The following is a 15,080-nucleotide window of genomic DNA, read 5'->3' on the forward strand; positions in this document are numbered from 1 at the left end:
TTCCCTACTCTTCTTTCCCTATTTCCCACTCCCCATAATTTTCCACAGCATATTTTTTGATTAATTCTTGGACTTGGGAGGCTACAAGGGGATGTGAGTCTTGTTGGAGTTGGGGGAGAAGTTCTCCTAAAACACGGCGTGAGGCGACACTGAGATAAGCGATCGCACCTTCGCGGACAAAGCTGGTAGGATGACGGAGGGCGATTAAAATTTCTGGAATGCTTAAGCGGATGTGGCTAACTTGAGCAAAATGAAAACAGCAAGCTAAACACCAATCAGAGAGAAAATGGCTGAGTGAAAGCATTTGGCTAATGCGGTCTCTAATTGACATTGGTTGATATTTGCTTAACCTGGCTTCAATTAAATAATTCAGTTTTTCTTGGGGCGATCGCCTGTCGAGTATATTTAATATCAATGCCTTGTTAGGCAAAGTAATCGTATGGTCTAAGATTTCCAGACCCTGGGCTAAATTCGCCCCTAATTCCGATTTAAGATTAAAGGCTGCTGCTTGCATTTTGTCTGGGGAGTAAAGTAGTCTCAGTAATAGCAGTAATCGCTCTTTCACATCAAGTTCTAACTCTTCCAAAGCCCGTTGTAATAAGCCCCGAATCATGACACTTCTATCTGCTGGCTGAAGTTGGGGAATTTGTGGTTGTTGAAAGTCGAGATAGGCGGCGTAAATTTCCCCTAAAAACATTAATTCCTGTTGGATTAAATTTTCCACTTGACTTTGGTGGAAAGTATCGACACTACTAACTTCTGCTTGTGGGTTGACCTTCACGAGACTGCGGAGAATATGATATCTGGTAACACCCCAAGACCGTTCTAACTGTTCCCATAAATGTTCCATTGCTTCCAGAGTACCGATTTGAGCAATGGTGCGCCAAGCATACATCCGCACTACTTCTGGTTTATAAATATTTGTAGCCAGTTTTAAGAGTATTTCTAAGGCTTCATTTTCCAGTCTCACCAAAGCATTCATGGCGGTACTGCGAGTTGATTTATAGTACAGCGCCCCGACTAATGCGGAATAATATTCTTCTAATTGAGTTGCAGCAATCATTTCCAAAACTGCACAGCGTACCCGCAAGGAATCATCCTGTAACAAGTTGGGAATATAAATTCGCAAAGCCTGTAAATATACTGCTTCTCTCAGCGCCCTTACGCCATTAACTCGTTCTCGTTCTTGTTTATGAGTCAGCATTCGGCGCATAGTTTTGGTAGCGGCGATTTTTTGCAATGGTGTTCCCTGACGCAAAATTAAGGCTGAGGCGGTGGCGCGGATGAGTGAATGGTGTCGTGGTTGCAGGTACTCTTCTAATAGGGATAGATTGGGGTTAGTTTCCGCTAGCCAGACGTAACGCAGGGCGAGGGCAAAAACTTCGGGATCTGTTTTTCCTTGGGGCTGTTCTAGCAGGGAGCGGACTTCCAGGGCATAAATAGGGCTGATATCCCCCATGAGCATCACTTCCAAACTTTGTCGTTGCAAATCTGGTGATAATTGAACCAGCAAGGGGGCTAAAACTTGCCCTGCACCTTGGGGGTCCATTTGTGCTAATAGTTCAATGCAAGACTTTTTATCGGCTGCACTGCCTTTTTCTACTAGGGCTTTGACTATTCCTTGATGGAAGAAACGTAAACCGACATTTGTCGCACTTAGTTCTCCTCGTTCGGCGCTTAATACTAATAGGTCTACGTAACGCGATCGCAATAGCATCACAACTCTTAAACAAGCGGCGGCGATAATTACTGTTTCTCCGATTAATACCCACTTTTGTACTTCTATGGGTACATACTGATGAGAAACAAACACAGTTACGATGATAATCATGCCGGCTAAACCTGTGGCGATCGCTTCGGCAGTACCTCCTGATAATGTCTGCGTGCGACTGCGAATGTTTTCGGGTATGGGTTGGTAGAGAACGGGTCCACTACTGAGTACAAAGGTGTAGCGTAAGAGTTCATCGGCGAACTTCAGCCCCACTAGTCCCCAAAAGAAGCCTTGGGCTTGCACACCTGGAACTAAGTTCAGTAAAGTTATGGTTGCTGGGAGAATAAAGCCCACCGCAATGGGTAAAAGTGCCGCCATGACGAATACCCCAAACCGTTCTGTGAGGCGGCTAGAGATAAACCACTGAGTTGTTAATTCACACAGTCCCACAATCCCACCAAATAGACCTAAAAAGGTGGCTAGTTCGCGGCTATTTAAGGAAAGGTTGAGTTCCCGCAGGTATTGAAAATCTACTAATAGGCCAATGACTTGTAATAGACCCACGAAAGCGAATAATTGCAGTGTGTAGCGCTTTAATGGGGTTTCCAAGCGGCGATGTCGCGCCACTTCTTCTTGAGCCATGAGGCGTTGGGGCGCATCGGGAAAGGCTTCTCGATAGTTATGACTTAAATAAAATAAAATTCCTGACCCTAAAATAATCACACTGGAGGCGATGAGAATCACTTGCTCTAGCTTGATGAATTGCACTAGCCAAGGCAAACTAAAGCCACTGATCACATCCGCGACTAACATCCCACTGCTGACTAAGGGGTAGGTACGTTTAATTTCTCGGATATTAAATAATTGATTAGCAACAATAGAGGTGTTGAGGTCGTTGATGACATAAAGTGCATCTACCCACAGCCGCAGCAAAAAGACTAGGGCGACTGTCAAGAATGAAATATGTATGTTGCCACGTAAGGATACGATTAAGACTAATGGCACTACCATGCAGGGTGCGATCGCCACAATCACCCAACGCAACGGGAAAATCTTTTGCAGCCAAGAATAAAATACCACCAGGGCGATACTCATAGCCGCACTAGCAATATACATCCAAGGCAAAGGACCCGCCCCATATTCATCCAAAAACAGCGCCACTGCACTGTCTTCTGCCCAGCGCAAACCCACTGACACAGTAGTGTAAAAAGCAAACATCATCCAGGTGCGTTTGCCTTCTTCAGGGCGAAGATTTAACCATTGTAACAGTCGTGCTAAAGCGCCTTTCTTTGCAGCCAACGACTTATTTTTGAGTTCCATGCACCGCAAGCTACAGTAAATTAGACAGTATTACATCAGAGAAAAAACTAAATATTATCAGGAAACCAATCGTCTTTTACCACCTCCACGCTCAAAACTCCAGAGTGTATATTTACAGAAGTTAGCCAGTAAATCCACTACACATTTTAATACTATACCTGGGGACTGGGGACACTTCTGCAAGTCTTACGGTGAACTTACCTCATCCCCCCAGCACCCAGCACCCTGCTCCCCTGCCTCTTATCTTCTCCCCCCAGCACCCTGCTCCCTGCTCCCCTGCCTCTTCCGCCCCCATAAACGGCAAAAATCCTGAGCAACTGAGATTATCTTTCCCAGTCAGCGCTCAGGACTATCAGCTTTCGGTAAATTTCCCAGACTTGGGTCTATGGGAAACTTTCAGTTTGAAATTATACTTGGTATTGGCGAAAATTAGTGAATTACTTTTTAGGCGAAATCAGCATCATCATGTTTCTACCCTCTTTTTTTGGTAGTTGCTGCACTTCGCCAAGCGGCTCCAAATCCTTGGCCATGCGCTTGAGTAAATGCTCGGCTAAATCACTGTGTTGAATTTCTCGACCCCGAAACATCACAGTCGCCTTGACTTTATCACCATCTTTGAGGAAGCGTTCGGCTTGTTTCACACGGACATTGTAGTCGTGTTCCTCAATTTTGTAGCGCATCTTCACTTCTTTGACATCAGCCGTATGCTGTTTTTTTCTGGCTTCCCGTGCCTTCTTCTCCTGCTCAAACTTATACTTTCCATAATCCATGATCCGACAAACGGGGGGGTCAGCCTTATCACTTAGCAACACTAAGTCTAGCTCTTTCTCTTCAGCTAGTTGTAGTGCTTCTTGCGGAGGCATAATTCCTAATTGTGCGCCATCATTATCAATGACTCGAATCTTCGGAAACCGGATGCGTTCGTTGATTTGAGGCAAATCGCGAGTTCGTTTTTTCTCAATCACAGGCATTATGATTATGGAAGCTCTCTAGTAGTTAAGATGTGGTTTGAACTTGGTTTACTCGGTCTTGTTTGGGATGCCTCAGAAGTACGATACTTGATTTAACTGAGGACTTAAAGTGAGTCTATTTTTCTAGGATAACTAATTCATGAACTAGTCGTCACCATATTTTTTATTTTACCTGTTCTGCCATTCTTTGCGATCGCCAAAGGTGGGCTATAGCCAATCGCACCCTCCACAAAAGCCTCAAATTCCCATTACCTTAGAGATATGGGTTGTATAAATCGGAGACAAAGGTGACCACTACGGTAAACTGGCAAGAAAGAGTTGGTAATCAAAGAGATTGGGTATGGCGAGGTTGGCAAACTCGTTATACTTATATTCGACCTAGCCAAAATCAATCCACTACACCGTTGATTTTGCTACATGGTTTTGGTGCGTCCATTGGTCATTGGCGACATAATTTAGAAGTTTTAGGAGAACACCATACTGTTTACGCCTTAGATATGCTGGGTTTTGGTGCATCCAGAAAAGCGCCAGCTAATTACAGTATAGAACTGTGGGTGGAGCAAGTATATAAGTTTTGGCGAACTTTTATCCGTCAACCTGTGATATTAGTCGGTAATTCCAATGGTTCCCTGATTTCTCTAGCGGCGGCGGCGGCTCATCCAGATATGGTTAAGGGTATAGTGATGATGAGTTTACCCGACCCATCTTTAGAACAAGAAGCGATTCCGCCTGTTTTGCGACCTGTGGTGACGGGAATTAAAAAGTTAGTGGCTTCGCCGTTGATTCTCAAACCTTTATTTCACTTTGTGCGGCGACCTAGCTTTGTGCGTCGTTGGGCTAGTCTCGCTTATGCCAACCCGGAAGCCGTCACCGATGAACTGATAGATATTTTAACAGGCCCTCCCCAGGATAGAGGTTCATCTCGTGCTTTTAGTGCTTTGTTTAGGGCTGCGATCGCAGTTAATTTTAGTCCTAGTGTTAAAGCAATATTACCCACCCTCACAATACCCATGCTACTAATTTGGGGGCAAAAAGACAAATTTGTTCCACCTGCACTTGCACAGAGATTTACTCAATACAACAATCAGCTAGAACTGCTGAAATTAGAAGATGTCGGCCATTGCCCCCATGATGAATGTCCAGAACAGGTTAATCAAGTGATTTTAGATTGGATTCACAGAAATACTCACACCCAGCCGTTAGAGTAGCCGATAATTGCCAATATCTAAAACCCTTCTATTCTGGTGATAAATTAACCAATACTGACTTCATCGGTATTAACACCTTTAGCACCATTAACTGCCGCCGCGACAGCAATCATCTTGTTGAGGATATCCTCACTAGGAACTTTACCTTTTAATACCACCATGTTGCTGGTTTGAGCAACCCAGAGAGTATCAACATCTGTGAGTTCCGCATTTTCATCAAAGGCCAATGCTACCCGCTTGGCTAAACCACTTTGGTCATATTCTCCATTCAATCCTAAACGTTCTGGGGGAATTGATTGGGTAGTAGCAGGAGCAGCTTTAGCGGCAGCAGTGGGCGCTGGTTGTTGGGGCTGAGGATTTACTTGGGCATTTTGGGGTTTTTCCATGCCAAAAAGTCTTTTTAACCAAGTCATAACAGTTTCTCTCCAATTTTCGGTTAGGTATCTATCACATACTCAGGATAAAAGCTTAACAAATAATCTACATCTACCTATGAAAAGATATTCAGCGATAATTTAGCGTAATTATGATATACTCGTTCAGATTAATCCAATAATAGCTAACTGCTTTTTGTGAAACTATCTTGGTCGTTTAAAGTATAAAACTTTACCCAATAAGTAGACTTTTATCAAGTCTTCGTATTATGGGCGGTTTAAAATTTGAGCGTATAAAAGATTTCACATTTTGTATTATTCAACTGTGCGAAACGGCATCTCGTACAGTATAAGCAAAGCTCAGTTAATGTCCGACGGGATACCGGGAGTCGCTGAGAAGCTCACACTGACAGCTGGCTGGAGTGTGGGAGTATGTCAATAAAATTCTTGCCTGAGCCTGTGTTGGCAGAGATGAAACATACCCTTTCAGTTTTAGTAGAAGATGAGGCGGGTGTTCTTTCCCGTATCTCCAGTTTATTTGCGCGTCGTGGCTTTAATATAGAAAGCCTCGCAGTTGGTCCAGCAGAGCAAGGAGGAGTTTCGCGGATTACGATGATTGTACCTGGAGACGATCGCGTAATTGAGCAACTCACCAAGCAACTGTATAAGTTGGTCAACGTCCTCAAAGTACAAGACATCACCGAAACTCCTTGTGTAGAGCGAGAGTTGATGCTTTTGAAAGTGAATGCTAGTAGCAGTAATCGTTCAGAAGTGGTGGAACTGGCGCAGATTTTTCGGGCGCGAGTAGTAGATGTGGCCGAAGATTCTCTGACTTTAGAAGTTGTGGGAGATCCTGGTAAAATGGTGGCGATCGTCCAAGTATTACAAAAATTTGGTCTGAAAGAAATCGCCCGCACTGGCAAAATAGCCCTGACTCGTGAGTCCCGTGTCAATACTGAGTTGCTGAAGTCTTTAGAAGCCAAGGTTTAATGATCAAATGTGTGGAGAGCCAGCAAATATGTTGTTCTCCCACAAATTTTTCTTAATCAAACAGATTTAATAATATAGCAGGGGAGCAGGGAGCAGGGAGCAGGGGGGCAGGCTTAAAACTCCTGAATTACAAGGGTTTTATGATCTATTTTTGTCCTAACCACCTTGGCGGGTGCTATACCTCAAATTAATCCCGCCCTCGACCCTTGCAGGGTAGTACAAATCTGTCTGCACTTTCATTTTTTATAGAAATTACTTCAAATAAATCAACAAGTTTAATCCGGGAATTGTCCGAGAAAGAGTCCATAAAACTAAAGTGATATAAAGTACGCCCAAACTCCACTGATACCAAGCAAGGGTAGCGATAATTCCTGGTAAATGTTGATCTCGGAGGCGAATATCATTAAAGCCTAACCTGACTAAATTATTCAAACTAAAATCATAATAATTTAACCAATTCCAACGACGATCCCACAACAAAGGCATATATCTTTCGCGGAATGTTTCGTTTCTAGGGATGACGGGTAATCGCCCAATTAATAATCTTAATTGTCTAAAAGTTCCGTCTTCGGTGAAGTAGGAAACATCCATTAAATCGTGATAGCGTCCTTGTTGATAAAGTTGGATAATTAAAGTTACTGGTAAAGGAATAATAATAATCGCCAGACACCCCAATGTCAGCCAAGGGTATTCCGCATTACGGAAGATAGCTAATAAACTAAACAGTGTTAAAAAGGTGAAACCAGCAAAGATCCAAATAGTTTCATAATATGTGGGAATAATGGGGGATGGATGTAAGCGACGGTAACGATCTATCAGCCAAAATAGCCAGCCGAAGTAGGCGATCGCCACCCCTCCCACACCAAACACTAACCAAAAACTCGTACCATAGCCACTCAGCAGTAAAAGTACACTCAAAGCCAACCATTTTGCAGCTTGTAACAACCACCCACCAGGGGAAAGGGGTTCAGCAACCACTAGGCGATCGCTCAATTGATTGTATGTTTCCAAATCAATATCTGCTAAACTCAATAAATCGCTGCGATTGCGAAATAGTTTAATCATCCGACCCTGGGCGATCGCCTCCACCTGACTGGGACTAAAACCCAAATTAATCAAAGTTATACGGGTCGCACGATTAATATTCCTATCCACCAAACGATGGCTTAATTCCCGCAAACGCAGTTTTTGTTTTGTATATTCCAACTGATTTGCGTCCGCGATTTGCTGCTGCTGGCGGAAATTCTGCCCCAAATTTCGCAAAACATTTTGATTACCTTGGGAAGTAGGAACCCGAAACATTTGACCAATTTCGCCAGGATTACCTAAAATTTTGCCTTGATTAGAATTAAAAGTTAAACCAGGAACATTTAAAAAAGCCTCCTTAGCAAACCTCGCATCACTAAAATCAGCTTGATTGAAAATACTAGCACCACGTAAATTCACAGCTTGGCTAAAGATAGCATCTCGAAAAATTACCGCTTGCTCAAAAATAGCTTCTGTGAAGAAAACATACTTATAAAAATTAGCCTGAGTAAACTGTACTTGTTGACTAAAGCGCACAGCAGAAAAATCAACATTTCCTTCCCATTGCGTCCGCAAAAACTTAGCTGGTTGTTTAAAACTAGCTTGATTAAACTTAGTAGTTTTAATAAAAGTGCTATCTTGAAAATCAGCCATTTCCTGAAATTCGGCTTTCTCAAAATTTAGATCATCAAAAAACACACTACTTTTAAAATTAGTAACTTGCCGAAAATTAGCCCCAGAGAACCTTACAGAACGGTTAAATCTAGTTTCATTCCAGTTAGTGGGTTGCAAAAAAATTGCATTTTCCGCATTCACCGTCTGAAAAAAGAAAGTATTTGGAAACTTTACCTCCCCAGTAAACCGAGTTTTTACCAAAGTTAAAGAACCACGGAAAACGTTAATTTCACTAGAAGCCGTGGGTTGATTGGCTAAAAGTGCGCGACAGTCCTTAGACTTAGGTAAAGCGATTCCTTCCCCGCGTTTCGCTATCACCAAAGACTGCAAACAAATAAAACGCAACTTTGCTAATTGTTCTTGTTCACTACTCGTCAAAGTAGGAGCATAAACATTTATAGACTCTTCATTAGATATAACGGTCGTATAGAGAGGAGTTCGCAAACCCAAATCACTACCCAAAAAATCCCCCCGCACCAGAGAATTACTCAAATCTAAACCCAAAGGTTTGCTTCCCGACTTTTGTAATTCCTTTCGCAGCAACAGATAAAAATCATCACGAAACTTTCCATTTTCCGGGCGCAAATCAATCACCATTTCCCGTAAATCCACAGTCAAATTACCCTCAAGGATAATGGGATTTTGCGATCGCTCCTGCAACAACTCCAAAGTTAAAATACTACGTTCTGGTTCAGCTGCGATCGCCCCACCAGGAACAGATAAAAAAACCAGCATCAAAAAAACGCAGACATATCCTAAAAACCAACGCAGAGATAAACAAAACCTTAACTCCGCGCCCCTTTGCGCCCCTTTACGGTTAAAAAAAAATTCAATCACTCATCACCGATCATCAAAACCACCTTACCCGTCACCGAACCAGACTCCAAAAATTGATGAGCCTCAGCAGCTTTCCCCAAAGGAAACACCCGACTAACCTCAACCTTCAACTTCCCTTCATCCATCCACCTAGCACACTCTGCGAGAATTTCCCCATGATGCTTCAACTCTTCCTCCAAACCTTGCAACATCGGAGTCAGCATTAACTCCAACCCAATCCGGAGATTACGTAACCTAGCAACCTTCCAAATAGTATCAGCCTTCGGTTCCAGAATCGTCACCACATCCCCATATACCCGCACCGCCGGAAAAGTCTGGTGTAAAGTCTCGCCCCCAACAGTATCAAAAGCCAAATCCACACCTTCACCACCAGTCCAATTTAACGCCGCACTCACAAAATCCGTTTCTTTGTAAAAAATTACCTCATCAGCACCCAGTTCTTTTACAAAAGTCCCCTTTTCCTGAGAACTCACAGTAGTACAAACAAAAGCACCCTTAAGTTTCGCCAACTGAATCGCCACATGACCAACACCACCAGCACCAGCATGAACTAAAACCCGTTCCCCAGGTTCCAACCTTCCCCGTTCATACAAAGCCTCCCAAGCAGTAATTAAGACCAGAGGTGCTGCTGCTGCTTCCGCAAAAGAGACAGAAGCAGGTTTACGAGCCACAAACCTTTCATCTACTACAGTATATTCAGCATAATTACCCTGATCTGCGCCCAAGCCACCATAGCAAAAATATACCGCATCACCTACGCGAAATCTTCCAACACCAGCACCCACCGCCTCAACGACCCCAGCACCATCACAGCCTAAAATTGCCGGCATTTGTTCAGGGTAAAAAGTACCTCGCTGACGGAGTTTAGCATCAATAGGGTTCACACCAGCAGCTACCAACCGGACTAAAAGTTGAGTATTTCCTAAAGGTAGAGTCGGCTTTGGTATTTCCTGTAGCTGTAAAACTTCAGGGCTACCGGCTGCTGTCATCACAACTGCTTTCACAAATCTTTCCTCCTAGATATCGGTTATGTGCAACTTTAGCGCAATCCGGAGGACAGAATAGACATCTTCAACAAAAAATGTAGAGAGGTTTCATGGAACTTCTCTACAAAGGTTGTGCAAAAAGCATATTTAAATTAGGTCGATGTCTAATTTTTTTCTATCAAATACCTGATGGGAAGGGGCGTAAAACTTCACACCCCATTAGAATCCTAGAAAAATTCACTTTCTCTCAGAAGTCGTCATCCCTGTAGCGGCAATTTCCTTACCTAAAACTTCTACAGCTTTGGCAAATTGAGGATCTGCTAAAGTAGCCAGTTTGTCACGTTCCTTCAGCCACAATTGCTCCAGCTGTTCTTCAGACAACTTCACAGTCACATCCGGTTCCACACCGTGTTTATTAATATCTGTACCTTTAGGAGTCAGATATTTAGCAATTGTCACCGCTAAACCAGAACCATCTTCCAAAGGACGCACCGATTGCACTAAACCTTTACCAAAAGTTGTAGCACCCACTAAAACAGCGCGTTTATTATCCTGCAAAGCACCTGAAAGAATTTCACTAGCGCTAGCTGAACCTTCATCCACTAAAACCACCAGAGGTTTATTAGTCAAAGCACGTCCCCTAGCCACTTCTCGCTCTTGTTCACCCTTGCGGTCAACAGTAGAAACAATTGTGCCTCTATCCAGCCACATCCGCGCAATTTCCACACTAGAGTAGAGTAAACCACCTGGATTCCGACGTAAATCCAGAATATATCCTTCTACCCGTTGTCTTTCTAAATCTCTGATCGCGCTTTGCATTTCCCCGCTAGCATTAGCGCTGAACTGATTTAGGCGCACATAGCCGAGTTTACCTGCCGGAGTTTGCTGTGAGGAATACTTCACAGGATGGATTTCAATGCGGGCGCGTGTAATCTGAAACTCTTTGGGTCGGCCATCGCGTTCAATTGTCAACTTGATTTTACTTCCTGGCTCACCACGAATCAGGGATACTGCTTCATTAGTATCCATCCCTTCAGTAGTTTTACCATCAATTTTGATGATGACATCCTTTGCCAAAATGCCCGCCTTAAATGCAGGTGTATCATCAATGGGGGAAATCACCACGATTCTCTTAGTTTCTTCATCTTGACTGATGGTAATACCAATACCTGTAAGTTCCCCAGAAGTGTCCACTTGCATATTCTTGAACTCATCAGGGTCCATAAACCGGGTATAGGGGTCATCCAGCTTTTTCAGCATTTCCCGGATGGATGTATACGCATCTTGCTGATTACTGTACGACTTATTCAAATACTCCGTCCGCACAGCCAGCCAATCTACCTGATTAAAAGTACCGTCTACATATTGGCGTTGAACAATTTGCCAAACTTCGTCTACTAATTCTTTGGGACTTGCTTTAAATAAAGCCTGACCTCGAGAGTGAATACCAAGGCTAGTGACAGCAATCGTGGAAAGAGTCACGGCCGTAGCACCCAAAACAAGTCTACTTTTTGTAATCACCATAATGACAGCTGCGTCAGAGGGAGGAATTTATAGTCAGTATGCCCAATCTAACACAGGGTTTCACTGTACAGACCAAGCAGGTGTTACTAATTTCATTAAAATACTTGACAATCCGGAGAGAAGAGGAACAGGAGTAAGGTATTAGGGATTGGATATTGGGTATCGGGGATTGGGTATCGGGGATTGGAAACTTGGTATTGGAAACTAAAAATCTTCCCCCCTGCTCCCTGCTCCCTGCTCCCTGCTCCCCTGCCTCTTCTTTCCCCACAGCTCCCCGCTCCCCTGCCTCTTTACGGTTCTACCCAGCGTCCATCTGCTTTAATCAGGTTAATTAATTCTTCCACCCCTTGGGCTTCTGGGACTTTTTTAATTTCTTCTCGGCCACGATATAAAGAAATGTAACCTGGTGTTTTACCAACATAACCATAGTCAGCATCTGCCATTTCTCCAGGGCCGTTGACAATGCAACCCATAACGGCTATATCCAAACCGGTTAAGTGTTTGGTGGCTTCCCGGACTGTGTGCAAGACTTCCTCTAAATTGAATAAGGTTCTCCCACAAGAAGGACAAGCAACATACTCAACCATTGTTTTCCGCAATCCTAAAGCTTGCAGAATGCTGTAACAAACGGGAATTTCCTTTTCTGGTGCTTCTGTGAGTGATACACGAATTGTATCGCCAATGCCATCCGCTAATAATGTGGCAATTCCGGCGGTGGATTTAATCCGTCCATATTCACCATCACCGGCTTCTGTCACACCCAAATGTAAGGGATAATCCATACCCAGTTCATCCATGCGCTTGGCCATGAGGCGATAGGCGGCTATCATCACAGGAACCCGTGAGGCTTTCATGGAAATTACTAAGTTACGAAAATCTAAAGATTCACAAATGCGAATAAATTCTAAGGCAGATTCTACCATCCCTTCTGGGGTGTCGCCGTAGGTAAATAGCATTCTTTCGGCGAGGGAACCATGATTTACGCCAATTCGCATGGCTTTACCTTGATCTCGTAAGGAAACTACTAAAGGTTCTAGAGTTTCGCGGATTTTGTCGCCAATTTCATCAAATTCGCTTTTACTATATTCACTTCTATTATTGTTGGGTTTCTCAAATACATATAACCCCGGATTTATCCGCACTTTTTCGATATGTTTGGCGACTTCCAAGGCAATTTTCAGGCCATTGTGATGGACATCGGCGACAATTGGGACATCTTGGTAAGTTTGAATTAATTTTTGTTTAATGTCCGCCATTACTCTGGCGTGAGCCATACTTGGTACTGTAACGCGGACAATTTCACAGCCAATTTCGTGTAATCTACGAATTGCTGCTACGGAACCATCAATATCAAGAGTATCCTCGTTAATCATTGACTGCACTACCACTGGGTAGTTACCCCCAATGGTGACATTTCCCACCTTAACGGGACGAGTTTTACGCCTCTGAATTTTGGTGTCAAAGATGGGTTGATTTGCGGCGGTGTCAATGGTTGTCGGAGTTGGCAGAGTTTGCATAACCTAATGAGGTAAATTAGCTGTGGTTAAAATATCAGATTGAAAGTCTCTTTCTTTCAGATTGCCACAGTCAGAGCATTTTTGGACGATGGGAAAGCAAAACAGAAGATTAAAAAATGTTGGTTGGGTTAACTAGATTAACTAGCCCGCAAGAGCTACTCAGCGATCGCCACCTCATCCCGAAGAGTTATTTTGAAACTCTCTTGAAGTTATTCTGACTGTGACGCTTTCTAGCAACAGTCATGAAAAATGGACTGAAGGCTAATAAACTGAACATGAAATTAAAATCAGGCTCAGGTACAGATTCCGGTATGGCTGTTATACCAATAGACCTGACTAAGCTACTGTTAGTAAATTGAGTGCCACTAAAACTTGTAGAATCACCTGTCGCGCCATTGTAGGCTAAAACTGAACCAATATTTTGATTGGTAAAATCGAAGCCAGCGACATAAAGATTATTACTAGAACTACCAGTGCCAAAAGTTAAGTTACCGATAAAATTGCTACTGGGAATAGTGCCTGTATAATTCGTTGATAAGGTATCGACTAAAACACCTGTGGGATTATAGCGTCGGATACTACCGGCAAAGTCACTGACCAAAATATCATTGTTGGGAGCAAGTATTAATCCTAGAAAACTGACAAATCCAGAACTTTCTGGTGATGGGATAGGTTGAGGAATAAAAATAGTAGGATTTGTAGTTGGTTCTTGGCCTGCAACTTGAGCCGGAGAGTAGCGTAAAACTTGGCTTTCATAAGGAAAAGCGAGATCACCATTAGGAAGATTTGCTGAACCCTGAGTAGTGACATAGAGGCTACCATCTGTCCCAAATAGCAAATCATTAGGGCCATTTAACCCATTAGGAGTTCCAAGACCGTCATTGTTATCGGAAGCAAAGACACCTAAGAAGTTTCCTGTTGTCGGGTCAAATTTTAATATTTGGTTAGTACGAAAACTACTAACGTAGAGTATTCCATCTGGGCTAAAGGCATTTCCGTAAGGACGAGTTAATCCATTACCGGCCGCAGCTACACCGAGAAATTCTCCCGTGGGACTATAGCGTAAGACAGCTGAATCAGTAGGATATGAGGGATCTAATAAGTTACCGCCAGAACTCCCACCAACACTGACATAAAGGTTGCCATCTAGTCCAAAAGTTAAATCATCTGGATCGCGTAATCCACCATTAATAGAGGTGGTAAAGTTACCTTGAAAGCTGCCAGTGTTTTCGTCAAAAAGTACAAGATTGTTGCCCTCACTATTACTAACTATCAAAGTTGCCTGTGCCTGTGTTGCACTGATAGTTGTGACAGCTAGATTAACTAAAATTACTGAGATTGGCAGAGAGACCAGTTTCATGTTAAACGCAGTTCTCATAGTGAGCTTGATTTATGTGTTTTAATGCTGTTGAGTGACTAAAGGTATGTAACTATTCATTAGTTCACAGGGTGATTTTACAGTAAAAGCACTCATAATACAACTATTAATTCTTACCAAAAAACTGGGTCTAAAGCCTCGCCGTTTTACGGCAACTTTTAGATGATATAATTCTTTGCGTATAAGTTTTCCACATAAAATGATTGTCTTAGAGTTCAAAGCCAAAGGGAAAACAACTCAATATACCGCTATTTATGAAGCGATTAAAACCGCTCAATTTGTTCGCAACAAGAGTATCCGTTTTTGGATGGATAACCGAGGAGTAGGACAAAAAGAACTGTATCGCCTCAGTAAATCTCTCAGAAATGAGTTTCCCTTTGTCAAATCTTTGAACTCAAGTGCTTGCCAAGCTTCCATTGAACGGGCTTATAGTTCGATAGCTCGTTTTTATGATAACTGCAAAAAAGCCGTTATCGGTAAAAAGGGATATCCCAAGTTTCAGAAAAATTGCCGTTCAGTGGAGTATAAAACTTCTGGATGGAAGTTATCTGAAACCAGGAAAC

At 43.0% G+C, this 15,080-nt stretch carries 10 protein-coding genes and 1 pseudogene; 3 read left to right on the plus strand and 8 right to left on the minus strand.

Annotated features, from left to right (window positions below; all coding sequences use genetic code 11):
• Window positions 1–4: 4 nt before the first annotated feature.
• Together VB620_RS08550 and infC are read right to left on the minus strand one after the other, a co-directional pair.
• Entirely contained in the window at window positions 5–3,031 is a 3,027-nt protein-coding gene (locus tag VB620_RS08550) for an MFS transporter (RefSeq protein ID WP_323195716.1), read from the minus strand.
• 437 nt (window positions 3,032–3,468) lie between these two features.
• Entirely contained in the window at window positions 3,469–4,002 is a 534-nt protein-coding gene (gene infC, locus VB620_RS08555; RefSeq protein WP_323195717.1) for a translation initiation factor IF-3, read from the minus strand.
• A gap of 287 nt (window positions 4,003–4,289) precedes the next feature.
• Here infC and VB620_RS08560 point away from each other — a divergent pair, with 287 nt between their 5' ends.
• A complete protein-coding gene (locus VB620_RS08560) occupies window positions 4,290–5,210 on the plus strand; it encodes an alpha/beta fold hydrolase (RefSeq protein ID WP_323195718.1) in 921 nt (306 codons plus the stop codon).
• 44 nt (window positions 5,211–5,254) lie between these two features.
• Here the strand turns inward: VB620_RS08560 and VB620_RS08565 are convergent, their stop codons facing one another.
• Window positions 5,255–5,623, minus strand: coding sequence for a phospholipid-binding protein (locus VB620_RS08565; RefSeq protein ID WP_323195719.1), 369 nt, complete (start codon window positions 5,621–5,623; stop codon window positions 5,255–5,257).
• Between the two features lie 432 nt (window positions 5,624–6,055).
• Here VB620_RS08565 and ilvN point away from each other — a divergent pair, with 432 nt between their 5' ends.
• Window positions 6,056–6,574 carry an acetolactate synthase small subunit gene (ilvN, locus tag VB620_RS08570; RefSeq protein ID WP_323195732.1) on the plus strand — a complete coding sequence of 173 codons (519 nt, stop codon included), beginning with the start codon at window positions 6,056–6,058 and terminating at the stop codon, window positions 6,572–6,574.
• A 252-nt stretch (window positions 6,575–6,826) separates the two neighbouring features.
• Here ilvN and VB620_RS08575 read toward each other — a convergent pair whose 3' ends face one another.
• The 5 genes from VB620_RS08575 to VB620_RS08595 form a co-directional block, all read right to left on the minus strand.
• Entirely contained in the window at window positions 6,827–9,010 is a 2,184-nt protein-coding gene (locus VB620_RS08575) for a pentapeptide repeat-containing protein (protein WP_323195720.1), read from the minus strand.
• A 98-nt stretch (window positions 9,011–9,108) separates the two neighbouring features.
• A complete protein-coding gene (locus tag VB620_RS08580) occupies window positions 9,109–10,116 on the minus strand; it encodes a zinc-dependent alcohol dehydrogenase family protein (protein ID WP_323195721.1) in 1,008 nt (335 codons plus the stop codon).
• Window positions 10,117–10,335: 219 nt separating this feature from the next.
• Window positions 10,336–11,622, minus strand: coding sequence for a carboxyl-terminal processing protease CtpC (gene ctpC / locus VB620_RS08585; protein ID WP_323195722.1), 1,287 nt, complete (start codon window positions 11,620–11,622; stop codon window positions 10,336–10,338).
• A 290-nt stretch (window positions 11,623–11,912) separates the two neighbouring features.
• Window positions 11,913–13,139 (minus strand): (E)-4-hydroxy-3-methylbut-2-enyl-diphosphate synthase, encoded by a 1,227-nt coding sequence (ispG, locus tag VB620_RS08590; RefSeq protein WP_323195723.1) that lies wholly within the window; start codon window positions 13,137–13,139, stop codon window positions 11,913–11,915.
• A gap of 187 nt (window positions 13,140–13,326) precedes the next feature.
• Window positions 13,327–14,499, minus strand: coding sequence for a Vgb family protein (locus VB620_RS08595; protein ID WP_323195724.1), 1,173 nt, complete (start codon window positions 14,497–14,499; stop codon window positions 13,327–13,329).
• Between the two features lie 217 nt (window positions 14,500–14,716).
• Here VB620_RS08595 and VB620_RS08600 point away from each other — a divergent pair.
• A pseudogene (locus tag VB620_RS08600) lies at window positions 14,717–15,080 on the plus strand (RNA-guided endonuclease TnpB family protein); the annotation flags it as partial.

The organism is Nodularia harveyana UHCC-0300 (assembly GCF_034931085.1).
GTDB lineage: Bacteria > Cyanobacteriota > Cyanobacteriia > Cyanobacteriales > Nostocaceae > Nodularia > Nodularia harveyana.

Coding starts and splice junctions, on each gene's coding strand:
- VB620_RS08550 (WP_323195716.1), bottom strand. CDS start 3,031: ATGGAACTCAAAAATAAGTCGTTGGCTGCAAAGAAAGGCGCTTTAGCA.
- infC (WP_323195717.1), bottom strand. CDS start 4,002: ATGCCTGTGATTGAGAAAAAACGAACTCGCGATTTGCCTCAAATCAAC.
- VB620_RS08565 (WP_323195719.1), bottom strand. CDS start 5,623: ATGACTTGGTTAAAAAGACTTTTTGGCATGGAAAAACCCCAAAATGCC.
- ilvN (WP_323195732.1), top strand. CDS start 6,056: ATGAAACATACCCTTTCAGTTTTAGTAGAAGATGAGGCGGGTGTTCTT.
- VB620_RS08575 (WP_323195720.1), bottom strand. CDS start 9,010: ATGCTGGTTTTTTTATCTGTTCCTGGTGGGGCGATCGCAGCTGAACCA.
- ctpC (WP_323195722.1), bottom strand. CDS start 11,622: ATGGTGATTACAAAAAGTAGACTTGTTTTGGGTGCTACGGCCGTGACT.
- ispG (WP_323195723.1), bottom strand. CDS start 13,139: ATGCAAACTCTGCCAACTCCGACAACCATTGACACCGCCGCAAATCAA.
- VB620_RS08595 (WP_323195724.1), bottom strand. CDS start 14,499: ATGAAACTGGTCTCTCTGCCAATCTCAGTAATTTTAGTTAATCTAGCT.